This window comes from Nocardia inohanensis NBRC 100128 (assembly GCF_001612945.1).
Classification (GTDB): Bacteria; Actinomycetota; Actinomycetes; order Mycobacteriales; family Mycobacteriaceae; genus Nocardia; species Nocardia inohanensis.
The window spans coordinates 1,141,037-1,165,741 of record NZ_BDBK01000001.1 but is presented as its reverse complement, the minus strand read 5'-3'; the positions used below and the strand labels follow the sequence as shown (position 1 = coordinate 1,165,741).

The following is a 24,705-nucleotide window of genomic DNA, read 5'->3' as shown; positions in this document are numbered from 1 at the left end:
GATCCCAACCAGCACCAGGTATTAGTTGGTCCGATAATTAATTGGTAACACGCGCCGCTTTCCAGTGTCAATGACCGGAAGACCGAGCCGGACCATTCAGGCCGCGTCCAGCAGCAGCCGCTCGAACAGGTCGTCGAGAATATCCATCTGGATCGGATCGCTGGCCGCCGCGGCATGCGCGAAACCGTCGACCACGGCCAGCACCAGGCGCGCCACCTGCACCGGATTCAGTTCCGCCGGAATCAATCCCGCGTCCTGCCCGCGTACGACCGCGTCCGCGATCCCCTCCACCATGCCCTTGCTCACCGCACTGAAGGCTTCAGACAACTCGGTGTGCCGGCGCGCGTCGATCGGCGCGGTCGCCACGAACCCGGCCAGACTCGGGAACTCGTGGTTGATCTGCATCGACACCCCCAGCACCGCCTTGAGCAGTCCGCGCACCGACAGCGCGCCCGCGATCGCGACGGCCGCGCGTTCCTGGATCCGGCCGTACACCTCCGCGCAGGCGGCTTCGAAAAGCTGGCTCTTGGTGCCGAAGTGGTAGTACACCGCCCCCGCGGTGATACCGGCCATGCTCGCGATGGTGCTGTTGGTCGCCGGACCGTAGCCGTGCTGCGCGAAACACACGATCGCCGCGTCGACCACGCGCTGGCGGGTCTCGACGCTGTCGATCCCGGCCGGGCGACCCGGGCCGGTACGACCTCTTCTGCTCTGACTCACCTGCTCATTATCACGTACCTCAGCAAGCCGGCAGCGCCGTGCGTGACGAGTGCGGCCAGCAGTATCGATTCACCGAGATTGCCGAGCGGCGGGCATGCGATCGCCGCACCGGACGCGAGAACCAAGGCGAGCACGCCCGCCGTGAGCCATGGCCCGTCACCGGCACGCCACCGCGAGAGGCCGACGACCAGCAGGGCCGCGGTGACGAGCAGCGCGGGAATCGGTGGACCGGAAGGTGATTCGGCGGAGTAGCGCAGCGTATCGGCGAAATGCTTCGGCACCAGCCGCAAACCGGATAGGTCGGCCAGGCCCCACACCACGAGCGCGCCCGCCGCGACGGCTGCCCAGCAGCGGCGGACCGGGCGTCCGGGGAGCGCATCAGCGGCCCACAACAACAGCAGGGGCGTGCACACCGCATGGCCGAGGAAGCGCCCGATACTCGCCGCGTGCAGTGCCGCACCCTCACCTACCAAGGTGCCCGACCCGAAAACCGCCGCATCGTAGGCGAGTCCGAGACCGACTACCACGAGCACTGCGGTGCGCATCGAATCGGACCCGGGCGAGCGCAGGAGGTACACCAGGCAGCCGAGGTCGAAGGCGGCCGCTACCAGCAGTACTACCGACCACATACCGTCCGAATCCCGTTCCCGCCTATCGATACCGAGCAACTCGTCGATTCGATCATGCCGGAGCGCGGTGCAGGTAGCGGCCGCGCGGATCGCCCTGGACGCGCCCGTCCGCGCAGACCTGCTGACCGCGCAGGAACACATCGGTGACGCGAGCGCTCATCTCGAACCCCTCGAAAGGGGTGTACTCCTGGGCGGATTCGGAGTCGGCGGCGCGGACGGTCCAGCGAGCGTGCGGGTCGACCAGCGCGATATCGGCGTCGAAGCCGGGCGCGAGATCGCCCTTGCCCGGCAAACCGTAGCGCTGCGCGGGATTCCAGGCGGTGAGTTCCGCGATGCGCCCCAGCGGCAGACCACGTTTCAGCCCCTCCCCCACCAGACCGGGCAGCAGGTACTCCGCGCCGCCGAAACCGGATTTCGCGGCGAACACGTCGTCGCGATCGGCGCCGAACTTCTGTTCGTCGCGGCAGCAGGCGTGATCGCTGACCACCCAGTCGATCTCACCGGCGAGCAGATGCCGCCACAGCGCTTCGACGTCGGCTCGTTCGCGCAGCGGCGGATTCACCTTGCCGCCCAGGCCGTGCGCGGTGTCCACGTCGGCGAGCAAGTGGCCGATGGTGACCTCGCGGCGGAAGTCCACGCGCGGGAACGCACCCGCCATGGTGAGGGCGGCTTCGACGGCTTTGGCCGAGGACAGGTGCAGCAGGTTGATATTGGCCAGCCCGGTCTCGTGCGCCAGGTAGGCGGCCATGGTGATGGCCAGGCCCTCGGAGTGCGGTGGGCGGGAGGCGCTGTAGGCCCGCAGGCCGGTGAGGTCGCCTTCGCGTTCGACGAGCGCGGTGTAGGCGGCCATGATCTCGGCGGTCTCGCAGTGCAGCGACAGCGAGATGCGATCACCCAGCTGCTGCCGGGCCCGCTGCACGGCGCGCATGACGAATTCGAAATGCGCCAGGTCGTAGCGCTCTTCGGGGCCGATCATCAGGAAGTCGGCTTGGTCCGCGGAGCGGCCGTGCAGGCCGTGGCCGCCGTAGAACATGAAGATCTTGAACGAGGTGATGCCGAAATCCTGGACCAGCGACGGGATTTCGGCGATGTGCTCGGCGGTCATGGGAGCCAGGTGCAAGGCGTGGTCGACGAAGGCGCGCCCGGCCATCCGATCCAGCGCCTCGGGTACGAAGTCGCGGTAGGCCCCGCCCTTGTTCAGGTAGTACCTGCCGGTGCGCAGATAGCTCAGGGACGTGGTCACGCCGCCCTGGGCGCAGGCGCGGCTCTCGGTTTCGGTGTCGGAGGCCAGTTCCCGGTAGATGCCCCAGTGCTGATGGGCATCGATCACGCCGGGGAAGGCGAGCCGGCCGTCGGCATCGACCACCCGGTTCGCCCCGGTCGCGGGCAAGCGCGGTCCGACCTCGGTGATGACGCCGTCCGCGACCGCGATATCGACCGGTTCCGGATCATCGCCCGCGGTTGCGCCGGGCCGCACCACCCGTGCGTTCCGGATCAGCAGATCGGTTGCCGCCATCATCCACTCCAGTTTCTCTGTGCGAAACAGCTTTACCAATGCGGCGATCTTCGCAGTAGTATGCGCTGACAGTCAATGCGGCTCAGCAATATTCATGTTTCCTTCAGCGAAACACTGCGGGCGGCAAGGGAGGAGCGCACCATGGACGGACCGCTGTCGGGAATCCGGGTGCTGGATGCGGCGACCCTGTTCGCCGGGCCGTTGGCGGCGACACTGCTGGCCGATTTCGGCGCGGAGGTGATCAAGATCGAGCATCCGCGCGGGGATCCGGCCCGCACCCACGGCGCGCAACGCGACGGGGTGGGCCTGTGGTGGAAGATGCTCGGGCGCGGCAAGAAGTCGGTCACGCTGTATCTCGGCGCGCCGGAGGGCCAGGAGATATTTCGGCGGATGGCCGCCGAGGCCGATGTGGTGATCGAGAACTTCCGCCCCGGCACCCTGGAACGCTGGGGTCTGGGGTATTCCGCGCTGCGCGAGCACAATCCGGGTCTGGTGCTCGCGCGGGTCACCGGCTTCGGGCAGATCGGGCCCTACGCGCACCGGCCCGGATTCGGCACCCTCGCCGAGGCCATGAGCGGCTTCGCGGCCGTCACCGGCGAACCGGACGGACCGCCGACCCTGCCGCCGTTCGGACTGGCCGATGGAATCACCGCGCTCACCACGGCTTTCGCGATCATGACCGCGCTGCGCGCCCGCGACACGGACGGCAAGGGCCAGCAGATCGACCTGGCCATCATCGAACCGATCCTCACCCTGCTCGGGCCGCAGCTCATCGCCTACGACCAGCTCGGCGAAGTACAGCAGCGCATGGGCAATCGATCCAGCAACAACGCGCCGCGCAATACCTACCGCACCGCCGACAACCGCTGGGTGGCGGTCTCGACCAGCACCCAATCGATCGCCGAACGAGTGCTCCGGCTGGTCGGGCGCGCCGATCTCACCGCACAGCCCTGGTTCGCCTCCGGAGCCGAACGAGCCCGGCACGCCGACGAACTCGACGCGGCGGTCGGCGGGTGGATCGCGGCACGGGACGCCGACGAGGTGGTGCGCGAATTCGAGCGGGCCGAAGCGGCGGTCGCGCCCATCTACACCGCCGCCGACGTCCTGGCCGACCCGCAGTTCCGCGCGCTGGGCACCATCGCCCACCTCCACGACGACGAATTGGGACCGATACGCATGCAGAACATCCTGTTCCGGCTCTCCGAGACCCCGGGCCGCATCCGCTGGACCGGGCCGCCGCTGGGCGCGCACACCGCCGAAGTGCTGAAGCGATACGGCGTCGACGACGCGGCACTGACCCGGCTGCGGACGGCCGGAGTGGTTCGATGACGCGAGATCCCTTGGTAGACCTGGTATGCGGCGGCGTCCGGCTGATCGAACTCGGGCGGCCCTACGTCACCGGCATGCCCTGCTCCCCGAACCATCCGGGCTTTCGCATGACCCTGTCCCGCCGCCACGGCGACCTGGTGCGCCCGGACGGCGGATCGGCGGCCAGCGAGATCATCGTGACCGGCGGGCACGTGGGCACCCATATCGACGCGCTCAGCCACGTCAGCCACGAGGGCAAACTGCACGGCGGCATCGATGCGGCCGAGGCGCAGCGCGGCGGCGCGTTCACGGCGCACGGAGCCGAACATCTACCCGGATTCCTGTGCCGCGGCGTGCTTCTCGATATCGCCGGGCTGCACGAGACCCGAACGCTCAGCGGCGGATACGAGATCACCGTCGAGGACCTCGAACGGGCAGCGCAGCGGGCCGGGATCCGCATCGAACGCGGCGACGTGGTCCTGATCCGAACCGGCTGGGCGCGACTCTACGAGCACGCCCCCGCCTACTTGGGCTCCGACTCCGGCGTACCCGGCATCGGCGTCGACGGCGCGCGCTGGCTGGCCGCGCACGGCATCGCCGCCACCGGGGCCGACACCACCGCCTACGAATGCCTGGCCCCGGGCGCCGGTCACAGTGTGCTGCCGGTACATCGAGTGCTGCTGGTCGACTCCGGCATCTACATCATGGAGCACCTGGATTTGGAAACCCTTGCCACGGAAGAACTTCGCGAGTTCGCTTTCCTGCTCGCACCGCTGCGCATAGTCGGCGGTACCGGATCGCCGGTACGCCCGTTCGCGGCGGTGACGCGGTGAGTGACCACACCCTCGTGCAGCAGCTCGCGGACTTCGCGGAGGGGCATCGGCGGCGTGGGGTGGGCGGCCCGCTGCGCGCCGACGCCGCACGACGTCTGCTCGATGTGCTCGGGAACAGCCTGGCGGCGCGGCGGACGCCCGCGGCGGCGGCCGTGCGAGCGTTGGTGGGCGAGTGGGGCGGGCGGCCCGTGGCCACCGCGCTCGGGTTGCCCGGCCGATATCCGGCGGCGAGTGCGGCGTTGTTGGGCGGAACCCTGGCGCATGCGCTGGATTTCGACGACACGCACCTGCCTTCGGTGTTGCATCCGTCCGCGACGGTGGTGCCTACCGCGTTGGCGGTGGCCGAGGCGGTGGGCGCGAGTGGTGCGGCGTTGCTGGATGCCATCGCGGTGGGGGTGGAGATCGCGGTGCGGGTCGGAATGGCCGGGTACGACGCGGAATTGGGCAATTCGGTGTTCTTCGAGCGCGGGTTGCACGCCACCGCCATCTGCGGGGCGGTGGGCGGCGCGGCGGCGGCCGGCATGCTCTCCGGGCTGGACGCGCCGCGCATCGCGCACGCGCTCGGGATCGCGGCGAGTATGGGTTCGGGTCTGCTGGAGGCGAATCGGACCGGGGGCACGGTGAAGCGCGTGCACTGCGGGTGGGCGGCGCATGCGGCGGTCACGGCCGCGGAGCTGGCGCGCCACGGGCTGACGGGGCCGCCGACCGTACTGGAGGGCAGATTCGGTCTGCTGCAAGCATTCTGCGGGGATCGGGCCGTACCGGAGCGCATCGTGCACGGGCTCGGGGAGCAGTGGGAGCTGCCCGGGGTGTTCTTCAAACCGTATCCGTGCAATCACTTCACCCATGCGGGGATCGACGCGGCATTGCGCCTGCGTGCGCAGGGTGTCACGCCCGAGGATGTGGTGCGGTTGACGCTCGGTGCGCCGGCCCCGGTCCTGCGCACCATCGGCGAGCCACCCGATGCGAAGCGCAGCCCCGAATCCGGTTACCACGCTGCGTTTTCCGGGCCGTACACGGTGGCGGCGGCGCTGGTGGGCGGTGGGGGTCTCGGGGTATTCCACGAGGATTTCACCGATGCCGCCGCGCGCGATCCCCGGCGGCTGGCTCTGGCCGCCAAGGTCGAATGCGTGCCCGATGCGCGATGCGACGCGATCTTCCCCTATCAATTTCCCGCCGTACTCACCGCCGAGCTGCACGACGGCCGCACGCTGACCGAACGTGTGGAGGTCAATCGCGGCGGGCCGGGCAACCCGCTGACGGCCACGGAGCTGGCAACGAAGTTCCGGCTGAACGCGGCGTCGGCTCTTCCGGCCGAACAAGCCGAACTACTCGGCGAAATCGTCTACAGCACAGCCGAACTGGAGACCGTGCAAACCCTGATCGAACAACTGCCCGCCTCGGACTGAATCAGGCATTCCTGCCCGTAGACCGGCCCTGAAGGGGGCCGGTCCATTGGCGTGCCCGAATTCTCTCACCCCCAGAGCTATTGTCGCGCAATCTCGTTTCAGACTCTTGACGACGAGACCGCGAGGACCCCTAATGGACCGCTAGAAACGAAACACCGTTTCGAGATGAGAAACATTAGGAGCCACATTGCGAATCAGACATCTGCTCGCCGCAGTGATCGCATGTACCGCCGCCCTCATGACGGCCCCGTCCACACCGCACGCGGCCGCCGACACCGCCGTCACGAAGATCGAGAACAAAGTCGACATCCGGTGCAGCTTCACCACTTTGCACCAGAGCAGCGCCTGGTACTTCCCCGGCGAGAATCCCAAGGCGATGGTGTGGCTACAGCACGGCTTCGCCAGCTCCAACGACTCGGTCGACGACACCGCCCGCAAATTCGCCGCGCAGGGCTTCCTGGTGTTCGCGCCCACCCTGCCCACCGCCAACCTGCTCGGCTGCACCCTCGAAAACCTCGGCAACAACACCGATTTCCTGCACAATGTGGCCGATCTGTTCGGCAAATCAGCGGATTTGAACGACAAGCTCGGCCGCAGCTTCACCGAAGCGCGCTCCAAGGCCGGCCGGGCGAGCCTGCCGCTGCCGACCTCCTGGGTGTTCGCCGGGCATTCGGCGGGCGGTGAAGCGGTTCCGTATGTGACGCAGGAACTTCGCGAGGACTACCCCGCGGCCTTCGCGAACCTGCGCGGCATGGTCCTCTACGACCCGGTGAAGAGCTTCATCGGCAACAACCTCAGCAGCGCGCTGAACCATCTCGCCAACACCACCCTGCCCATCCTCGCGGTCACCGCGCCGCCCTACAGCTGCAATCGCGACGGCGCGGGCACCAAGGTGCTGCAAGATCAGCTCGACCGGCCGTTCCTGGGCGTGCGGCTGACCTCGGGCGCGCACATCGACGTGGAGGGCGCGAGCGCACCCGGTCCGGACAAGACGGCGTGCGGCACGCCGCAGGCCAAGAACATCGAAGCGCTGCAACGCCTTTCGATCGGATGGGCGGGCGACTTCGTCTCCGGCGGCAAGACCGCCGACTACTACCCCGGTGGTAGCTATTACGAAGGGCTGAAGTCGGCGGGCACGATCGAGACGCTGTCCTGAGGTTCGAGTCGGACGGCCGGGCCGGGGAATGCCCCGGCCCGGCCCAGCAGCGCGGGAACCCGTTGACCGAGCACCGATCCCAGCCATTCACCGGTCGCACCGACCTCTTCCATCCGCACGCCCGTGACATAACCCATGCGGTCGAGCGAATAGAGCAGGTCCTCGGTGGCGATGTTCCCGGTAGCGGCGGGCGCGAACGGGCAGCCGCCGATCCCGCCGGTGCTCGCGTCGAGTACCCGGGCACCGGCCTCGAGCGCGGCGAAAGCATTGGCGTAACCGGTGTTCCGGGTGTTGTGGAAGTGGCAGCGCACCACCGTGTCCGGGGCCAGGGCGGCGGTTCCGGAAACCAGCGCGCGCACCCGGTCGGGAGTGCCGACCCCGATGGTGTCGGCCAGCGCGATCTCCTCCGGACCGGCCTCGGCGACCTGCCGAACCAGTTCCAGCACAGTCGATTCGGCGACCTCCCCTTCGAACGGGCAGCCGAAAGCGGCGGCGATGGTGACGGTGCGCAACAGCCCGGACTCGGCGGCCCGCTCGGCCAGGCCACGCCAGCGCCGCACCCCCTCGGCGGTCGAACACCCCTGATTACGGCCGCTGAACGTATCCGTAGCCACCACAACCACATTGATCTCGTGTACGCCCGCCGCCAGCGCCCGGTCCAGTCCGCGATCGTTGAAAACCAGCCCCGCGTAGGAGACGCCGCCGGGTCGTGGCACCCCGGCCATGACCGCCTCGGCATCGGCCATCTGCGGCACCGCACGCGGATTGACGAAGCTCACCGCCTCGATGCGCCGCAGCCCGGCCGCGATCGAGCGTTCGATCAACTCGATCTTGTCCTGCGTCGCAACCATTTCCGATTCGTTCTGCAAGCCGTCGCGCGGGGCGACCTCGAGCACCGTGACCTCCACGGAGCCTCCCTGTCTCTCTTACCTTGCCGCAGTGTTTCTCTCAGGGATACAGTGTATCCACTTTTGACTTTACTCGAACGGAGCAGCCCCATGACAGCCGAGGACACGCCACAGACCGGACCACTCGCCGATCTCCGCGTGATCGAGATGGGCCAGTTGCTGGCCGGACCGTTCTGCGGGCAGCTGCTCGGCGACTTCGGCGCGGAGGTGATCAAACTCGAATCCCCCGGCAACGGAGATCCCATGCGCCAGTGGGGACGTGAACAATCCAACGGCGCGTCACTGTGGTGGCCGGTAGTGGCGCGCAACAAGAAATCGGTGACCTGCAACCTGCGCGAGGCCGAAGGACAGCGTCTGGCCCGCGACCTGATCGCCCGATCCGACATCGTGATCGAGAATTTCCGCCCCGGCACCATGGAACGCTGGGGCCTCGACTACGAGCAACTGCGCGCATCCAACCCGGGCCTGATCATGGTCCGAGTCACCGGTTACGGCCAGACCGGCCCCTACGCCCCCCGCGCCGGCTACGGCTCCATCGGCGAGGCCATGGGCGGAATCCGCTACACCACAGGCGATCCCGACCACCGCCCCGCCCGCACCGGCATCTCCATCGGCGACTCCCTGGCCGCCGTCTTCGCCACCATCGGCACCCTGTCCGCCCTGCACCACCGCGACCGCACCGGCCACGGCCAGATAGTCGACTCCGCCATCTACGAAGCGGTCCTGGCCATGATGGAATCCCTGCTCCCCGAATACGCCCTCACCGGCTACCAGCGCGAACGCACCGGCTCGGTCCTCCCCAACGTCGCCCCCAGCAACGTCTACCCCACCGCCGGCGGCGAAATGATCCTCATCGCCGCCAATCAGGACTCCGTCTTCACCCGCCTGACCAACCTCATGGGCCGCCCCGAATTGGCAAGTGACGACAGGTATTCCAACCACACCGCCCGCGGCGCACGCATGGAAGAACTCGACGAGCTGATCTCCGCTTGGACCGCCACGCAGGATGCCGAAACCCTGCTCACCCGCCTGCACGAGGGCGGTGTACCCGCCGGCCGCATCTACACCGCCCGTGACATGTTCACCGACCCCCATTTCGCCGCCCGCGAAGCCATCATCCGCCTGACCCATCCCGAACTGGGCGAACTCCCCATGCAGAACGTCTTCCCCAAACTGAGCGCCACCCCCGGCCAAGTCCGCCACCCCGGCCCCGCCCTCGGCGAACACAACACCGACATCTACACCCACCTACTCGGCCTGGACACCGACCAACTGGCCAAACTCACCGAAACCGGCGTGATCTGAGGACCATTCGCATGACAGACCTACACGAAGACGCCCGCCGAGCCGGATACGGCACCCCCCTCGGCGTGGGCGCCCACCCGGCGGTGTTGGTCATCGACATCTGCGCGGCCTACCTCGACGACGCCTCCCCCCTGCGCGCACCGGTCGAAGACGCGGTACGCGCCGCGGCCGACGTGGTAGACCAAGCCCGCCGCGGCGGCCACCCGATCATCTTCACCCGAGTCAGCTACCGCCCAGGCTCCACCGAAGGCGGCCTCTTCCGCCGAAAGATCCCCAACCTCAACGTCTTCGAAGAAGGCAACCCCCTGGCCGAGTTCCTCCCCACCCCCGCTCCCCACCCCGGAGACTCGATCATCACCAAACACTACCCAAGCGCCTTCCACGGCACCCCCCTCGCCGCCAACCTCACCGCGGCAGGCATCGACACCGTCTTCATCGTCGGCCTCACCACCAGCGGCTGCGTCCGAGCCACCGCCACCGACGCCCTCCAACACGGCTTCCGCCCCCAGGTAGTAGCCGACGCCTGCGGCGACCGCGACCCCCGCCTACACGAAGCAAACCTCTTCGACCTCAACGCCAAATACGCCGACGTAATCGACCTGAAGCAAGCCACAGCCCTATTGCGTTGAAAGGCCGTTAAACCCAAATGCTGTCGTGCGTTACCGGGCCGGCTGCGGGCGGTCGATTCGGTAGACGTAGTGCAGCGGATCGTCGATGGGGTTGTCCGGATCCATCGGTCCTGCCGAAACCCGCTGGAACCCTGCGCGTTCCAGCGCCCGCCAGGATGCGGTGTTGCCTGCACTGACGGCGACCACGATCGCATCGGTTTCACGACGGTCGGTCCAGGTCTGGGCTACCAGGGCGCGGATCATCGCCGTCCCCTCGCCGCGGTTGGTGTCGCCGGGTTCACCGATCAGGTAGTCGATCGTCATCGCCTCTGGTGGTACCTCGGTGAGGGCCTGTAGTTCGGTCAGGTACTCCGGGTAGTCGGCAAGCCGACAACGCTGAATCAGCCCGAGCGGTATGCCGTTTCGGAAAGCCAGCAGATCCTCGGCCGGTTCCGCACCGTCTACGACGGCGCCGAAATCGCGTTCGAGGGCTTCGGGGGACGTTTCGTGATTCCACCAGCGCGCCACGTGCGAATTGGCCAACCACTTTGCGAGCAGGGGAAATTCGGCCCGCGTCAGGCGCTGAAATGTGAAGGTCATGAGTTCCCTCGACTCGCAATTGTACTGACGGTAAAAGATTACATTTACCGTCAAGCTATCGGGTTGCGAGGCGCCGCTGGTAGCGCGCTTGCCGGGCACGCTGGCTACAGGAGGAGTGACAGAAGCGCCGCCGGCCGTGCTGACGGACGAACAGCATCCGGCAATCCGCGCCCGCGCACCTGGCCAGCACCGAGCCGTCGGTCGCGAGCGCGATCGTCTCCGACGCCAAATCGGCCAGCAGCCTGGTCGTGCCGGTGCTCGACGAATCGGTCAGCAAGCGTGGTGTGCTGTCCGTGGGCCACTCCATACGGATCGAGGAATGCGCTTGAGCCGCACAGTCATTGACCGCCTCGATGGATTCCGCACCCGGATGCGTACCCTCGGCGAGCGCCGCCAGCACCGCGCGGACGTGATCACGCAGCTCCCGCAACCGGCCCAGATCACGAGCCGGAACAACCCGCGCCCGGCTCACCACATCCAGCTCGGCGAACCATCCCGCCATCAACTCCGGCGTGGCCAGGAAGTCCACGACCTCGCCGCCGTCTTCGTACCGGGTGTTGGCGAACTCGACCGCCAACGGTTCGGTGCCCAGCAGTGGGTACTCCATCTCCCTGACGATACCTGCCCAGATTTACCGTCAGCACGAAAGAGACCGTCGTGAAATTCCTCAGGATTCGAACATGCTCATACAGATGAGCGGGTCGCGGCCGCTGGGATCGCGGCGATGGCGCCGACGAGTTCGACTCGGCTCGTGATTCCGAGCCGAGGATAGATGCGGTAGAGGTGCGAGCCCACGGTGCGATGGGACAGGAACAGCCTCTCCGCGATCTGGCGGTTGGTGAGCCCCTCGGCCGCCAGGGTGGCGATCTGTAATTCCTGGGCGGTGAGTTGGTCGCGGGCGCTGGGGGTACGACGGGCGCTGGCTTCGCCGGCGGCGCGCAGTTCACTGCGTGCGGCTTCCGCCCATGGGCCGGCGCCCAGGGCATCGAAGGTGTCGCGGGCCTGACGCAGCGGTTCGCGAGCCTCGGAGGTGCGGCGTTGCCGGCGCAACCGGCGGCCTTGATGAAGTTGCAGTCGGGCGCGGTACAGCGGCCACGCACCCGACTGGCCTTGCAGCGCAGCGGTGTAAGCCGCGTCGGCGTCGATGTCGTCGGCGAGTACCGCGCGGCTGTATTCGTCGACGACGAGCAGCATCGATCCGGGTACTCGCTTCGCCAGTGTCGGCAGGTCGGCGAGCAAGTCCCTTGCGACACCGATGTTCTCGGACGCCGCGGCGGCATCGGCGAGTTCGGGGGCGACCCACCAGCACTGCATGGGATGACTCACCGGGTCGGCCGGATCGAAGACCCGAGCCAATGCCGTGAAGGCGTCATCCGCCCGCCCGGCCGACAACAGGAGCAGGCCGCGGGTCTGTTGCGCGGCGATCTGGATACACCGCATCCCGGTGGCCAGCGGGCTGGCGCCGACCGCGCGCAAATGCTCGTCGGCCAGTTCGGTTTCGCCGCGCAGCGCGGCGATCATCGCCAGGTTGACGCGCCCGGTCACGGCATAGAACTCCTGACCGCTTTCCTCGGCGAACGTGCGTGCCTCCTCGGATTCGGCACGAGCCTTGTCCCAGTCGCCGAGCCAGATGCGGGTCCAGTTTCCGGCGCCCAGAATCCCGGAGAGCAGGCCGAGTCGTCCCTGGCTGCGGCTGATCGCGGCGGCGTCGTCGATGTATGCGGTGCCGCGCCGGAAGTCGCCGAGGAACAGCGCGGCGTAGCCGAGCAATCTCATGGCCGCCGGGTTGGTGCGATCCGGATCGTGTTGTGCGAGCTGCGCCAGGGTTTCGCGACCGCGCTCCCACGGCAGACTGAGCGCGCCGACCGCGAGGACGCGGGGGTCATGCGCGGGCAGTCCTAGGGAATCCAGTTGAGCGGCAATGGATTTGCGTGAAGTCTCGTCGGCGTCCTGGGACGAGCATCGTGCGGCGGCGCACCACAGTAGCTCCGCCGCCAGATCGGTATTTCCTGCCGCGTGTGCGTCGGCGGCGAGGTCGACGAGGTCCCGGATTCGCGGGTCGGAGTCGCCGTAACGCTGATAGGCGACGATTTCCTCGACGACCGCCAATCGGGCCCGTTCGATCGGGCCCAAAACGCTGAGGTCTGCCCGATCCAACAGGTCCGCGGCCTCGCGGCGCGCACCGGTTTCGGCGGCGAGTTCCGCAGCCTGCAACAGCAGTCCGGTCGTGTGATCCGGGCGCTCGGACAACTCCGCCGCACGATCCAGCGCGGCGACCGCGGCCATCAGGGCGCCACGCGATCGCGATCGCTGCGCATAGGCTTCGAGCCGCGCGGCGAGGGCGTCATCGGTACCGAGGGTGGCCGCCGCACGATGCCAGAGTTGCCGGTCTGGGAAGTCCGAGAGAACCTCGGCCAGAATCGAATGCGCGCCGAGGCGCTGGGTGAGCGGCGCCCGGACATAGGTCGCCGAACGCATCAGCGGATGCCTGAACCGCAGCAGCGGTTCGGCCATCTCCACCAGCCCCGCGTCGATGATCTCTTGCAGGTGTGCGGCATCGACCGGTGTACCTGCGAGAACAGTGGCCGCACGCAGCAGCCTGCCGACGTCGCAGCTGACATCGGAGGCCAGGACGACGAGCAGCACCCGCGCCGGTTCACTGAGCGCGGCCGACCGGGTGGCGAAGGCGGCTTCGAGGCGAGCGGTCAACGGGAAGTCCTCGATCACCCGCTCCGTGGTCTGACGCATCGCCCGCGGCAACTCGGTGAGCGCCAACGGATTTCCGGCGGCCTGACCGAGCAGCCGTTGCCGCACCGTACTCGACAGCGTCGGCGCTTGCGCGTCGAGCAGCGCGGCGGCGGCTCCTTCATCGAGCGGTTCGACTACGACCTCCGGCAGCCCCGCCAACTGCGTGGCAGCGGATTCGCTTCGGGCGGCACCGAGTACGAGCACCGCGTCACTGCCGATCCGGCGCGCGAGGAAACTGAGTACGTCGGCGCTACAGCTGTCGAGCCATTGCAGGTCGTCGAGGATCAGGACCGTGGGACGAACCGCAGCGGCCTCGCCGACCAGTTGCAATGCGGCCAACGCCACCGCGTACAGGTCGGGCGATCCGTCTTCCTGTCCGAAGGCCGCGCGCAGCGGGCGCTGCTGAGCGACCGGAAGCTTGGCCATCTCCGCATGCAGGGGGCGCAGGAGCTGGTGCAGCGCCGCGAAAGGCAGACCCGCTTCGTTCTCGACACCGACGGCGGCGAGGACAGTCAGACGCCGGCTGGTTGCTACCTCCCGAATCGAGCTCAGCAGAGCCGACTTTCCGATGCCCGCGGGTCCGCGCAGGATGATCGCCGAGCCGCTACCCGCGACCGCCCGCTCCAGCAGGTCTGCCAGCATGGCCGAATACCGTTCCCGGCCGAACAACTCCGCCTGGGAAATCTCGCCGATCATCGCCGGATTCTGACAGAAGCCCGATGGTTTCACAAAGCGCCGGTGCAGGCAGACGCCGTTCTTCGGGGACCGACCGAGTCATCGAACAGCGTCACGATTCAGTCATCCATGCAGTCATCCGACTGATTCGCAGGGGGCGGGTCCGCTCGTAATTTCGTCGGCATGACAAACACTTTCACCACCTCCGACGGCGCCGAGATCTTCTTCAAGGACTGGGGAACCGGAACGCCGGTCGTCTTCAGCCACGGCTGGCCGCTGAGCGCCGACGCCTGGGATGACCAGGCCCGACTGGTCGCCGAGCACGGCTACCGGGCCATCGCCCACGACCGCCGCGGCCACGGCCGATCGAGCCAGACCTGGGACGGCAACACCATGGACCGTTACGCCGACGATCTGGCCGAGCTGATCGAGCACTTGGACTTGCACGACGCGGTGTTGGTCGGCCACTCCACCGGTGGCGGCGAAGTCGCGCGCTATCTGGGACGTCACGGTAGCGGCCGGATTGCCAAGGCGGTATTGCTCGGGGCCGTGCCGCCCGTGATGGTCAAATCCGAGACCAACCCCGGCGGCACCCCCATCGAGGTCTTCGACGGCATCCGCGCCGGGGTCGCCACCGATCGTTCGCAGTTCTACTGGGAGCTGAGCGAGACCTTCTACGGATTCGATCGCCCCGGCACGGTCGGCTCCGAGGGTGCGCGCCGGGCGTTCTGGCGGCTCGGCATGCAGGTGGGGGTGCGCGCCGCTTACGAATGCGTCGCCCAGTTCTCCGAGACCGATTTCACCGAAGACCTGAAAGCGATCGACGTGCCGGTGCTGGTCGCCCACGGCGACGACGACCAGATCGTCCCGCTGCACGCTTCGGCGATGCAGTCGGCCGCACTGATCAAGAACGCGACGCTGCGGGTGTATCCCGGTGCGCCGCACGGCCTTTACGGCGAATTCCGCAGCGCATTCGAAGCCGACCTGCTCGCCTTCCTCGCGCACTGACCCGCTCCGACCCCTACTCCCCGAAGGAAACCATCATGCGTGTCACCACTCTCATGAAGCTCACCGCTGTCGCGCTGGGCTTCACCGCCACGGTCGCCAGCGCTGGTTGCGCGAGCGCCCAGCCCGCACCCGCCAAGCCGACCATCGTCCTCGTCCACGGCGCCTTCGCCGAGTCCAGCAGCTGGAACGGCGTGATCGACAAACTCAACCAGCAGGGGCTGGCCAGCATCGCCGCGGGCAATCCGCTACGCAGCGTCTCCGGCGACGCCGACGCCGTACGCAGTGTGGTGGCCTCCATCAACGGTCCGGTTGTCCTGGTCGGACACTCCTATGGCGGCCAGGTCATCTCCCAGGTTCACGACCCCAAGGTCAAAGGGCTGGTCTACGTCGCGGCCTTCGCCCCCGAAGAAGGCGAAACCATCGGTGAGCTCTCGGGCAAATTCCCCGGCAGCACGCTCGGCGACACCTTGAACAAAGTGGCGCTCCCGGACGGCAGCACCGACCTCTACATTCAGCCCGCCAAGTTCCATCAGCAATTCGCCGCCGACGTACCCGCATCCCAGGCCGTGATCGACGCCACGACCCAGCGCCCCCTCAACGACCGCGCCCTCAACGGCAAATCCGGAACGCCGAACTGGAAGACACTGCCGTCCTGGTTCATCTTCCCCGATGCCGACAACAACATTCCGGTCGCCGCACACCGTTTCATGGCCGAACGGGCGGGCTCTCGCGGCACCGTGGAGATCAAGGGCGCCTCGCACGCACTCGCCGTCTCGCAGGCCAGCGCCGTAGCGAAGATCATCGTCGAGGCCACGACCGCCGTCAGCTGAACGCTGACCGTCCGCGGCTATCTCGCCTCGACGCGCACGGCGGAGTCGGTGCGTGGGCCGATGTCGTAGACGTAGGAGCGGGCTGTCTCGTCGCCCAGTTGGGCGAGGAACCACATGGCGGTCCAGCGGGCCGCGGTGGTGATGGTTTGGTCGCGGGGGGCGGTGCCGGGGTGGGAGTCGGGGGCGGCACCGGGTGGGTTGTCCTGGTCGGCCAGGCCGAAGTGGTTGGCGCCCAGCAGGTTTACGAACTCGGCGGCGGGGGCGCCGGTCAGGCTCGCGAAGCTCTCGTGAGCCTCGGCGGGTTCGCTGATGGTGTCGTCGGTCCCGTTGATGTAGAGGACCGGAATGCCCTGTACCGCAACCGCATCGACGAAATTGCCGATGGTGGTGTTGGTGCCGTGGCCGACTATCGCCTTCAACTGCGGAGGGTGGTGGTAGGAGAGTCCGAAGCAGAAGGGTGGCTGGCAGCGGTCGGCGGCGGCGTACAGGGCGGTGGCGCCGCCGTAGGAGTGGCCGGCAACGACCAGGGTTTCGGGGTCTGCGAGGGTCCGGAGCGGGGAGGATGGGTCGGCGGTCTGTTCACGGGCCCAGGTGAGAACTTCGGTGACCGATTCCTCGTTGGGCAGGCTGTAGCCGGGCATGGCATAGCGTTCGGGGATGACCACGATGAAGCCGTAATCGGCTACGGCGGAGGCGAATCGGGCGTAGTACTCGCTGCGCATATTGGCTCCGGGGAGCATGAGCGCTATCGGGAGGCGGTGGTCGGCGTGCGCCGGATACCAGACGGTGGCCGCGTCGGAGCCGACGCGGGTTTGCCGCTGGAGGACGGCGTCGTCGCCGGATGCCGGTGCGGCGGTGAGGAATAGCAGGGACAGGGCGGCGGCCAGCACGATGCGCATGGGACCCCGTTTCGGTTGTGGAAACAGCGTTTCGGTGTGAGACTTTGCGGGAGCGTACTCCGAAACAGCGTTTCGCAGAAGAGAACAGGGAGATGGAATGGGAGCGCACCCCTACGGCTGGTGGATCCTGCTGCACCTGGTGTTGTTCGTGTTCTGGCTGGGTGGGGACCTGGGGGTGTTCTATTCCAGCCGGTTCGTGATCGATCCGGATCTCACCCCGGCGGCGCGGGCGACCGCGCTGGGCATTATGAGCGGGTTGGATCTCGGGCCGAAGGTCTGCCTGGTGTTGTTCCTGCCCAGTGGCGTGACACTGATGGCGACCGCGCCGCACGGTGCGTCACTGTTCGGGATAGCGCTGTTTCCCTGGTGGTCGGTGGCAGCCGTCTGGGTATTCGCCGCGATCTGGTTGGCGCTCACCGTGATTCAGCACCGCACTCACGGGCGTATCACCCTGGTGCAACGCACCGACCTCGGTATCCGGTTCGCCGTCATCGCGGCCATGGCGGGCGCGGGCGGGTACGCATTGTTCGCGGCCGAACCGTTCGGGGTCACCACCAATCCGAAGTGGCTGGGGGCGAAAATCCTGCTGTATACCGCGGCCATCGCGGCCGGGCTCGGCATCCGAATGACGTTGCGCCCCTTCGGTGCCGCCTTCGGCGCATTGCAGACGAGCGGATCGTCCGATCAGATCGAGCGGACGTTGCGCCGCAGCGTGGACGGCTGCCTGCCGTACGTCTGGATCATCTGGGGCAGCGTACTGGCCGCGGCAGCGTTGGGGGTGTTCAAGCCCGGCGCGCGGCTGTAACGGATTTACCCCGAATACCCCAGCTGGGCCGAGAGCGCGCCGGCGGCCTTCTGCAACAGCGGGATGAGCTCCGGGATCCGGGGCTCGAACCGCGAGAGCGGCCCGCACACGCTGATCGCGCCCACCACCCCACCGTCATGGTCGAGCACCGGCGCCGCCACCGAGGCCGCGCCGATCTGCCGCTCCCCCAACGAGATCGCGTACCCCTGCTTGCGGATGGTGGCGAGTTCCCCGCGCAACTTGCGCGGGGTGGTGATGGTGGCGTCGGTGAACGGGGTCAGCTCGTGGCGGTCGAGGTACTCGTCGATCTCCTCCTTGCGCAGGTGCGCGAGGATGACCTTCGAGGAGCTGCCGGCGTGCAGCGGATACGGCACCCCGAGCGCCACCTCCATGCGCAATTCCTGTTCCGGCACAACCTGATCCACGTACATGCGGGTGTCACCGCGGCGGATCGACAGGGTCGCGGTCTCGCCGGTCATATTGGCCATGCGGCGCAGTTCGGGCGCGGCCATCACCCGCAGATCGGTCCGCGCCAGGTACGCGCGCCCCAGTGCGATCGCGGCATGGCCGAGCGCGTAGCGCCGGGTGGTCGGTTCGAGTGCGATCAGCTCGCGATTGCGCAGCGCGGTCAGAATGCGGTGCACCGCGGCCTTGGTCAGGCCGAGCTCATTGGCGATCTCGGTGACACCGAGATCCGCCCGCCCGCTCCGGCCGAACAGCAACAACACATCCATGGCTCGCTCCACGGCGGCGATGGATCGACTCTGATTCTCGGCCTCGATGTCCGACACGGCTCCAGCTTAGAGCACTCGATTTCCCGATGGGAAACGACGTCCCGAATCCACTGCCAGCACTGGATTTCCCGGTCGCCCACTTGCACCACCCCACCCCTGGCGTTACCTTGTGCGTAACAGCGTTTCCACTATCGAAACGGAGGGGAACGTGGAGCCGACAGCTCTCCGGTCGGTGCTGGCCCAGTGGGCGTCCGGGGTCGTCATAGTCACGACTGTCCGCGACAACGGAACCCGGCACGGCATGACGGCCAGCTCGTTCACCAGTGTGGCCCTGGAACCGCCGCTCGTCTCGATATGCCTGGCATCCGAGAGCACCACCTGCCGATCCATCCGCGACAGCGGCGTCTTCGCGGTCAATGTGCTCGGTCACGACCACGAGCACATCAGCCGCCGGTTCGCCGGGACGCCGGTGCGCGGCGACCGATTCGCTCTGGGCCGCTGGGCATCCGCGACCACCGGCGCGGCCGTCCTCGCCGATGCGGTGGCCTGGATGGATTGCGTGGTCGCCGCCTGCCATCCGGCCGGCGACCACACCATCGTGCTCGGCCTGGTCCAGGAGGCCGCCGCCCCGCGACCCGCACCCCCGCTCATCTATCACGATCGCACCTACTACGAGGGGATGACCCGATGATCGGCGAACGACTCGTCGAAGACATGACCGACGCCGAACGCGCTCGCGCGGGGCGGGTCGAGTCGGTCCTGCCCGCCCTGCGCGCCGCCGCCGCGGAGGCCGACCGCACCGCCACCTTCCCGGCCTCGCATATCGCACTGCTGCGCGAAGCCGGGCTGCTGGGCCTGGTGGTGCCGGAGAAGTTCGGCGGCCTCGGCGGCACGCTGCGCGATCTGGCCGCGGCCACCTTCGCCATGGGCACGGCATGCCCATCGACCGCACTGGCCTTCTTCTTCCACAACACCAGCGCCTCGCGCGGGCTGCTCCCCCTGGAAGCCATCGACGCCGGATTGTTCGCCGACGACGAGATCCCGCTGGTGCGCGCCTTCGCCGAGAAGGTGCTCACCCGGATGGCCGAGGGGGTGTGGCTGGCCAACTTCGCCTCCGAAGCGGTGAAGACCGCCAAGGCCAACATCACCATCGCCACCACCGCGCGCAAGGTGGACGGCGGCTGGATTCTCAACGGAGAGAAGTCCTTCGGCTGTGCGACCGGCGTCGCCGACTATTACCTGACCTCGGCCAAACTGGAGGGCTACGACACCGCCGAGGGGCTGGCGACGTTCTTCGTGCCGCGCGACGCGACCGGCGTGAGCGTGCGCGCGCCGTGGGACGGGCTGGGTATGCGCGCCACCGCCAACAACGGCATCCGGCTCGATGAGGTGTTCATCCCCGACGACGAGGCGCTGGCGGTGCCGGGGGCGTTCACCAAGATGCTCACCATGAGCAGAGGCAGTTTCGTCGGCAACCAACTGGCCATCGCGGCCGTCTATACCGGGTGCGCGCAGCAGGTCTACGACGAGACCCTGGCTGCCACCACTCGAAAGACCTTCGCCGACACCGGCGCACCCATCGCCTCCTCCCCCGTGCATCAGCTGCTCATCGGTGAGATGACGCGGCAATTGCACACCGCCTATCTGTGGCTGCGCTATCAGCTCGCTATCGAGACGGTGGAGCCGCCCATCAAACCCAAACAGGAAGTCTTCGCGCAGTGGCGGCTCGGCAAGGGTGCGGTCACCGAGGCGTGCTTCCAGGTGGCGCTGGGCGCGTTCAAAGCCGGTGGCACCTCGGCGGCCTCGATGGACGGCACGGCCGGGCGCGCGCTGCGGGATCTCGCCATGGGGTTGGTGATGACCTTCCCCGCCGAACGCGGCATGCTCGAGGTGGCACGGCTCGTCACCGACGCCAAGGCGAACGAATTGTTCACCACCGCACCGGAATCCGCTGCGGAGGCGGTCCGGTGAGCGCGGAACTGCCCGGGATACTCGATTTCGTCGACGGGCAATGGGGCCGCCCCACTGTCGATCTCGGTTTGGACCTGGAGAATCCGGCGACCGGCGCGGCGGTGGCACGCGGCATGGCCACCGCTCCCGAACGAGTGGAACGCGCACTCGAGGTCGCCGATCGTGCCGGGGGCGCGATCACCGCCGAACTGCTCGACGCCATCGCGGACGATCTCGACAAGCAACTGGGCGTCATCACCGAATTGGATTCGCGGGCAACGGGTGTCCCGATCCGGCAGACCGCCCCGCTCGGCGTGATCGTCTCCGGATCCTTCCGGCTCGCCGCCGACCAGCTGCGCAACGGCGTGCTGCGCGCCGATCGCGACGGGGTGCAGGTGCACCGGCTGCCACTCGGGCCCGCGCTGTGCCTGACACCGTGGAACGCACCCGCGCCGATGGCCGCGCACAAGGTCGCCAATGCGCTCGCGGCGGGCTGCCCGGTCATCCTCAAGGTCAGCGAATTCGCCCCCTACAGTTCGATTCCGCTCGCCCGGGTGATCGCCGAGCATGTCCCCGACGGCATGTTCCAGCTCGTGCACGGCGGCGCGGAAACCGGGGCGCAGCTGGTGGGCGACCCGCGCATCAGGGCGGTGTCGTTCACCGGCGGGCTGGCCGGCGGGCGGTCCGTGGCCACCGCATCGGCTCCGCTGCTGCGGCCCTGTCAGCTGGAACTGGGCGGCAACAATCCACTCGTGGTCTTACCGGACGCGGACCTCGAGACGGCCGCCCGGATGGCCGCGGAGCTGCTCACCACCCTCAACGGGCAGTGGTGCCGGGCACTGGGGCGACTCGTCCTGCCGGCGGATCATGCCGAAGACCTGCTGGAAGCCATCGGTAAACGGCTGGCGGACTTGCGAATCGGCGACCCGCTCGACCCTGGAACCGACTTCGGGCCCCTGGTGCACTCCCGGCATGTGGCCGCCATGCGAACGGCGGTATCGGGGCGCGGGTCGCGGTCGTTCGGGACGATTCCCGAACAGGGGAACTATTTCGCCCCCACCCTGCTCGACGATGATCTGACCGATGAGGTCTTCGGCCCGGTCGCGGGCGTCGTCACCTACACCTCCATCGACGAGGCCGTCCGGCTGGCGAACTCCGGCCCGTTCGGGCTCGAGGGTTATGTCTGCGGGGCCGACGAAGAGCTGGCTTTGTCGGTGGCGCAACGGATTCGAGCCGGAGAAGTGAAGGTCAACGGGTCCTCGATCATGAGCCTGCACCTGATGACTCCGCGCCCGGCCTGGGGTCTGTCCGGCCTCGGTGAGGAAGGCACCGCGGAGACCCTCCGGTTCTTCACCGGCACCCGCGTTCTCGGCGTCGAGGGCCGCTTTGCCCTGCACACCTCGTGAGCGTCGTCGTGGTCGGGGCCGGACCGGTCGGATTGACCGCCGCCCTGACCCTGCACCGGCGCGGTCACGACGTGACGGTATTGGAGGCCGGTAAGACGCTGGCCACCGAATCCCGCGCCTCCACCTTTCATCCGCCCACCCTCGAGATGCTCGAGGACCTGGGTGTGCTGAATCCGTTGCTGGACAAGGGAATCGTCGCCTCGACCTTCCAGTATCGGGAACGCGGCGGCGGCGAGATCGCCACCCTCGATCTGGGCGTGCTGGCCGGTGACACCCGGTATCCGTTCCGAGTGCAGTGCGAGCAGAGCAAACTCACCCCGATCCTGCTCGATGCCCTCGACGCCGACGTGCGTTTCGATCAGCCGGTGCAGGGCCTCTATCGCGGTGACGACAGCGTCATCCTGCACACCTCACGCGGGCCGCTGCGTGCGGAATGGGTGATCGGCGCGGACGGCGCGCATTCGGCGGTCCGCACCGGCCTCGACGCTCGCTTCGAGGGCACCACCTACCCCGAACGCTTCCTGGTCGCCTCGGTCGACGAGGATCTCGCGGCGGCGCTACCGGGGATCGCACCCATCAACTACGTGTTCGACCCCGATGAGTGGCTGGTATTGCTGCGCACCCCACAACACTGGCGGGTGCTGCTGCCCACTCCCGGGGATACGCCGGACGAGCTCGAATTGTCCCGGCTACCAGAACGTTTGACCGCGGTAGCCGATCTCGGCCGACCGTGGCGTTTGCTGCACGCCTCCCTCTATCGGGTGCATCAGCGCGTCACCGACCATTTCCGGATCGGCCGCGTGCTGCTCATGGGCGATGCCGCGCACGTGAACAATCCACTCGGCGGGATGGGCATGAACAGCGGCATCCACGATGCCGTCGAACTCGCGAACACCCTCGCCGATGTTCTCGACGGCGCACCCGAGACCGCCCTCGATCTGGCGGCCACACGTCGCCGCACCGTGGCGATCGAGTATGTGCAGCGCACCAGCCACGACAATTGGCAGCGCCTGCGCGGACACGACGACGGCTTCCGGCAGCAGGTGCGGGAATTGCCCGCCGACCCGGTCGCCGCCCGCGCCTACCTGCGGCGCGCCTGCCTGCTCGATTCGCTGGAGGCGCGGTCGTGAGTGAGCGGATCAGGCGCGAGAACCCCGCTCGCCCTGCCGAAATCGTCGGCTCGGTCCCGATGACCGCCCCGGGCGCGGTGGACGTGGTGGTGCGGCGCGCGCATCGAGATTTTCGGGCGTGGTCGCAGGCACCGGTGGAGCAGCGGCTCGCGGCGCTCGACTCGGCGGCGGGGGCTTTGGAGGCGAAGGCCGCCAGGCTCGCGGTCCTGCTAGCCCGGGAGAGCGGCAAACCGGTCACCGATTGCCAAGGCGAAATCCGTTTCGCGGCAACGTATCTACGCTGGGTGCGCGATAATGCGCCGAGGGTGTTGACCGGTGCGGTCATCGACGACGAGCAGGGCCGCCTGTCCCGCATCCCCGCCCCGTATGGCGTGATCGCCGCCATCACCCCGTGGAACGCGCCCATCATCCTGGCCATGCTCAAGCTCGGACCGGCCCTCGCGGCGGGAAACACGGTGGTGCTCAAGCCTTCTCCGCTGGCCCCGCTCGCGGTGACCGAGGCTGCCGCTCTGCTGCCCGGCGTCCACGTGATCCACGGCGGCCCCGATACCGTCGGCGCGCTCATCACCCACCCGCTGATCGCCAAGGTCGCCTTCACCGGCGGTGAGCAGGCCGGACGCAGCATCGCCGCGGCGGCCGGAAGCGCCCTCACCCCGGTCACCCTCGAGCTCGGCGGTAACGACCCGGCCATCTTCCTGCCCGACTTCGCGCTCACCCCAAGCGATTACGAGCGTCTCGTACTCGCCTCCTTCGCCACCGCCGGCCAGGTGTGCATGGCCGCCAAACGCCTGTACGTCCCCAAGACACGGCTCGACGAGTTCGTCGAGTCCTATCTGGCCGCGGCGCGACGCATCCTGCGGGTCGGCGATCCGCTCGACGAGCAGGTCACCATGGGCCCGCTGGTGAACCGCGCCGCCACCGACCGCATGACGGACCTGATCGCCGACAGCTGGAACCGGGGCGGCTGGCTGATCCCGCTCGCGGATGCCCCAACCGGAACCGACGGCTACTTCATCGCCCCGGCGCTGGCCCTGGACCTCCCCGACGACGCGAACCTGGTGCGCCGCGAGCAATTCGGTCCCCTCGTCCCCCTGCTCACCTACAACACCGAGGACGAAGTCATCGCCCGGGCCAATGATTCCGAGCTCGGCTTGGCCGCCTCGGTCTGGTCCGCCGACGAAGCCCACGCCTACGCTGTCGCGGCCCAGGTCGAGGCGGGGTTCACCTTCATCAATACCCACAACCGCACCGGAATGTCCCTGCGCGCCCCCTTCGGCGGCACCAAACGCAGCGGTTTCGGCCGTGAGTACGCCGACGAGGGCCTGCGCGAATACCTCCAGACCACGGTCATCCACGCCCCCGCGGCTTTCCGTCCCGGCGGCACCGGCATGCCCGCCCGCGCCTACCCCGGCCAGCTCGGCGAGCAGCCAGGTTGAGCAGGAACACCCGGGCGCCGGCCGGAATCCGGGAGCCGGTCATGGCGACTCAGCGGGCAACCGGCGGTCATCCGGTTCTCGTTCGGCGTCAC

General features: G+C 68.1%; 23 protein-coding genes. 14 read left to right on the top strand and 9 right to left on the bottom strand.

All coding sequences use genetic code 11. From position 1 onward, the window contains the following. Positions 1–96: 96 nt before the first annotated feature. From NI1_RS05705 to NI1_RS05695, 3 genes are read right to left on the bottom strand one after another with little or no spacing between them, the layout of a single operon-like run. Positions 97–720 (bottom strand): TetR/AcrR family transcriptional regulator, encoded by a 624-nt coding sequence (locus tag NI1_RS05705; RefSeq protein ID WP_067814640.1) that lies wholly within the window; start codon positions 718–720, stop codon positions 97–99. Further along, positions 717–1,349 (bottom strand): hypothetical protein, encoded by a 633-nt coding sequence (locus tag NI1_RS05700; protein ID WP_067814638.1) that lies wholly within the window; start codon positions 1,347–1,349, stop codon positions 717–719. Before NI1_RS05700 ends, NI1_RS05705 begins: the two co-directional genes overlap by 4 nt. Before the next feature lie 52 nt (positions 1,350–1,401). Then, positions 1,402–2,865 (bottom strand): dihydroorotase, encoded by a 1,464-nt coding sequence (locus NI1_RS05695; RefSeq protein WP_067815458.1) that lies wholly within the window; start codon positions 2,863–2,865, stop codon positions 1,402–1,404. A 141-nt stretch (positions 2,866–3,006) separates the two neighbouring features. On the opposite strand from NI1_RS05695, the gene NI1_RS05690 reads away from it, so the two are divergent. The 4 genes from NI1_RS05690 (at position 3,007) to NI1_RS05675 (ending at position 7,571) form a co-directional block, all read left to right on the top strand. Next, positions 3,007–4,194, top strand: a complete 1,188-nt coding sequence (locus tag NI1_RS05690; protein ID WP_067815454.1) for a CaiB/BaiF CoA transferase family protein — start codon at positions 3,007–3,009, stop codon at positions 4,192–4,194. After that, complete coding sequence (locus NI1_RS05685) at positions 4,191–5,006, top strand: cyclase family protein (protein ID WP_067814635.1); 816 nt, start codon at positions 4,191–4,193, stop codon at positions 5,004–5,006. The genes NI1_RS05690 and NI1_RS05685 overlap by 4 nt, the downstream gene beginning before the upstream one ends. Further along, entirely contained in the window at positions 5,003–6,415 is a 1,413-nt protein-coding gene (locus NI1_RS05680; protein WP_218026683.1) for an MmgE/PrpD family protein, read from the top strand. Before NI1_RS05685 ends, NI1_RS05680 begins: the two co-directional genes overlap by 4 nt. Positions 6,416–6,602: 187 nt before the next feature. After that, positions 6,603–7,571: an alpha/beta hydrolase gene (locus NI1_RS05675; RefSeq protein ID WP_084522559.1), complete on the top strand. Its 969-nt coding sequence runs from the start codon at positions 6,603–6,605 to the stop codon at positions 7,569–7,571. On the opposite strand, the gene NI1_RS05670 is transcribed toward NI1_RS05675, so the two are convergent. Beyond that, positions 7,526–8,479, bottom strand: a complete 954-nt coding sequence (locus tag NI1_RS05670) for a hydroxymethylglutaryl-CoA lyase (RefSeq protein WP_067814633.1) — start codon at positions 8,477–8,479, stop codon at positions 7,526–7,528. The genes NI1_RS05675 and NI1_RS05670 overlap by 46 nt on opposite strands. A 90-nt stretch (positions 8,480–8,569) precedes the next feature. On the opposite strand from NI1_RS05670, the gene NI1_RS05665 reads away from it, so the two are divergent. Both NI1_RS05665 and NI1_RS05660 read left to right on the top strand, forming a co-directional pair. Continuing rightward, the gene (locus NI1_RS05665) at positions 8,570–9,784 is read left to right on the top strand and encodes a CaiB/BaiF CoA transferase family protein (protein ID WP_067814632.1); all 1,215 of its coding nucleotides are present in this window, start codon (positions 8,570–8,572) and stop codon (positions 9,782–9,784) included. An 11-nt stretch (positions 9,785–9,795) separates the two neighbouring features. Beyond that, entirely contained in the window at positions 9,796–10,413 is a 618-nt protein-coding gene (locus NI1_RS05660; protein ID WP_067814630.1) for an isochorismatase family protein, read from the top strand. 30 nt (positions 10,414–10,443) lie between these two features. On the opposite strand, the gene NI1_RS05655 is transcribed toward NI1_RS05660, so the two are convergent. The 3 genes from NI1_RS05655 to NI1_RS05645 form a co-directional block, all read right to left on the bottom strand. Continuing rightward, positions 10,444–11,091 (bottom strand): GNAT family N-acetyltransferase, encoded by a 648-nt coding sequence (locus tag NI1_RS05655; RefSeq protein ID WP_369690122.1) that lies wholly within the window; start codon positions 11,089–11,091, stop codon positions 10,444–10,446. Beyond that, positions 11,048–11,599: a CGNR zinc finger domain-containing protein gene (locus NI1_RS05650; protein ID WP_067814626.1), complete on the bottom strand. Its 552-nt coding sequence runs from the start codon at positions 11,597–11,599 to the stop codon at positions 11,048–11,050. The genes NI1_RS05655 and NI1_RS05650 overlap by 44 nt, the downstream gene beginning before the upstream one ends. A gap of 77 nt (positions 11,600–11,676) precedes the next feature. Beyond that, positions 11,677–14,436 carry a helix-turn-helix transcriptional regulator gene (locus tag NI1_RS05645; RefSeq protein ID WP_084522558.1) on the bottom strand — a complete coding sequence of 920 codons (2,760 nt, stop codon included), beginning with the start codon at positions 14,434–14,436 and terminating at the stop codon, positions 11,677–11,679. Between the two features lie 162 nt (positions 14,437–14,598). On the opposite strand from NI1_RS05645, the gene NI1_RS05640 reads away from it, so the two are divergent. Further along, on the top strand, positions 14,599–15,423 hold the full coding sequence (locus tag NI1_RS05640; RefSeq protein WP_067814624.1) for an alpha/beta fold hydrolase: 825 nt from the start codon (positions 14,599–14,601) through the stop codon (positions 15,421–15,423). A 35-nt stretch (positions 15,424–15,458) separates the two neighbouring features. Then, positions 15,459–16,253: an alpha/beta fold hydrolase gene (locus tag NI1_RS05635; RefSeq protein ID WP_245663077.1), complete on the top strand. Its 795-nt coding sequence runs from the start codon at positions 15,459–15,461 to the stop codon at positions 16,251–16,253. Positions 16,254–16,270: 17 nt separating this feature from the next. On the opposite strand, the gene NI1_RS05630 is transcribed toward NI1_RS05635, so the two are convergent. After that, the gene (locus NI1_RS05630; protein WP_067814622.1) at positions 16,271–17,152 is read right to left on the bottom strand and encodes an alpha/beta fold hydrolase; all 882 of its coding nucleotides are present in this window, start codon (positions 17,150–17,152) and stop codon (positions 16,271–16,273) included. Positions 17,153–17,249: 97 nt separating this feature from the next. On the opposite strand from NI1_RS05630, the gene NI1_RS05625 reads away from it, so the two are divergent. Further along, the gene (locus tag NI1_RS05625; protein ID WP_067814620.1) at positions 17,250–17,957 is read left to right on the top strand and encodes a hypothetical protein; all 708 of its coding nucleotides are present in this window, start codon (positions 17,250–17,252) and stop codon (positions 17,955–17,957) included. 5 nt (positions 17,958–17,962) lie between these two features. On the opposite strand, the gene NI1_RS05620 is transcribed toward NI1_RS05625, so the two are convergent. After that, entirely contained in the window at positions 17,963–18,748 is a 786-nt protein-coding gene (locus tag NI1_RS05620) for an IclR family transcriptional regulator (RefSeq protein ID WP_067814618.1), read from the bottom strand. Between the two features lie 151 nt (positions 18,749–18,899). Between NI1_RS05620 and NI1_RS05615 the strand changes: the two genes are divergently transcribed. Genes NI1_RS05615 through NI1_RS05595 form a run of 5 tightly spaced genes read left to right on the top strand, consistent with a single transcriptional unit; the run spans position 18,900 to position 24,613 of the window. Continuing rightward, positions 18,900–19,382 carry a flavin reductase family protein gene (locus NI1_RS05615; RefSeq protein ID WP_067814615.1) on the top strand — a complete coding sequence of 161 codons (483 nt, stop codon included), beginning with the start codon at positions 18,900–18,902 and terminating at the stop codon, positions 19,380–19,382. Further along, positions 19,379–20,662 (top strand): acyl-CoA dehydrogenase family protein, encoded by a 1,284-nt coding sequence (locus NI1_RS05610; RefSeq protein WP_245663076.1) that lies wholly within the window; start codon positions 19,379–19,381, stop codon positions 20,660–20,662. Before NI1_RS05615 ends, NI1_RS05610 begins: the two co-directional genes overlap by 4 nt. Beyond that, positions 20,659–22,047: an aldehyde dehydrogenase family protein gene (locus tag NI1_RS05605; protein ID WP_067814613.1), complete on the top strand. Its 1,389-nt coding sequence runs from the start codon at positions 20,659–20,661 to the stop codon at positions 22,045–22,047. The genes NI1_RS05610 and NI1_RS05605 overlap by 4 nt, the downstream gene beginning before the upstream one ends. Beyond that, positions 22,044–23,177 (top strand): FAD-dependent oxidoreductase, encoded by a 1,134-nt coding sequence (locus NI1_RS05600; protein ID WP_067814612.1) that lies wholly within the window; start codon positions 22,044–22,046, stop codon positions 23,175–23,177. Before NI1_RS05605 ends, NI1_RS05600 begins: the two co-directional genes overlap by 4 nt. Beyond that, positions 23,174–24,613: an aldehyde dehydrogenase family protein gene (locus NI1_RS05595; protein WP_084522556.1), complete on the top strand. Its 1,440-nt coding sequence runs from the start codon at positions 23,174–23,176 to the stop codon at positions 24,611–24,613. Before NI1_RS05600 ends, NI1_RS05595 begins: the two co-directional genes overlap by 4 nt. The last annotated feature ends 92 nt before the right edge of the window (positions 24,614–24,705 follow it).

Excerpts from the sequence above, each read along its gene's own strand:
- NI1_RS05630 (WP_067814622.1), bottom strand. The coding sequence starts at position 17,152 with ATGCGCATCGTGCTGGCCGCCGCCCTGTCCCTGCTATTCCTCACCGCC.
- NI1_RS05690 (WP_067815454.1), top strand. The coding sequence starts at position 3,007 with ATGGACGGACCGCTGTCGGGAATCCGGGTGCTGGATGCGGCGACCCTG.
- NI1_RS05645 (WP_084522558.1), bottom strand. The coding sequence starts at position 14,436 with ATGATCGGCGAGATTTCCCAGGCGGAGTTGTTCGGCCGGGAACGGTAT.
- NI1_RS05650 (WP_067814626.1), bottom strand. The coding sequence starts at position 11,599 with ATGGAGTACCCACTGCTGGGCACCGAACCGTTGGCGGTCGAGTTCGCC.
- NI1_RS05640 (WP_067814624.1), top strand. The coding sequence starts at position 14,599 with ATGACAAACACTTTCACCACCTCCGACGGCGCCGAGATCTTCTTCAAG.
- NI1_RS05685 (WP_067814635.1), top strand. The coding sequence starts at position 4,191 with ATGACGCGAGATCCCTTGGTAGACCTGGTATGCGGCGGCGTCCGGCTG.
- NI1_RS05695 (WP_067815458.1), bottom strand. The coding sequence starts at position 2,865 with ATGGCGGCAACCGATCTGCTGATCCGGAACGCACGGGTGGTGCGGCCC.
- NI1_RS05625 (WP_067814620.1), top strand. The coding sequence starts at position 17,250 with ATGGGAGCGCACCCCTACGGCTGGTGGATCCTGCTGCACCTGGTGTTG.
- NI1_RS05665 (WP_067814632.1), top strand. The coding sequence starts at position 8,570 with ATGACAGCCGAGGACACGCCACAGACCGGACCACTCGCCGATCTCCGC.
- NI1_RS05660 (WP_067814630.1), top strand. The coding sequence starts at position 9,796 with ATGACAGACCTACACGAAGACGCCCGCCGAGCCGGATACGGCACCCCC.
- NI1_RS05635 (WP_245663077.1), top strand. The coding sequence starts at position 15,459 with ATGCGTGTCACCACTCTCATGAAGCTCACCGCTGTCGCGCTGGGCTTC.
- NI1_RS05700 (WP_067814638.1), bottom strand. The coding sequence starts at position 1,349 with ATGTGGTCGGTAGTACTGCTGGTAGCGGCCGCCTTCGACCTCGGCTGC.
- NI1_RS05610 (WP_245663076.1), top strand. The coding sequence starts at position 19,379 with ATGATCGGCGAACGACTCGTCGAAGACATGACCGACGCCGAACGCGCT.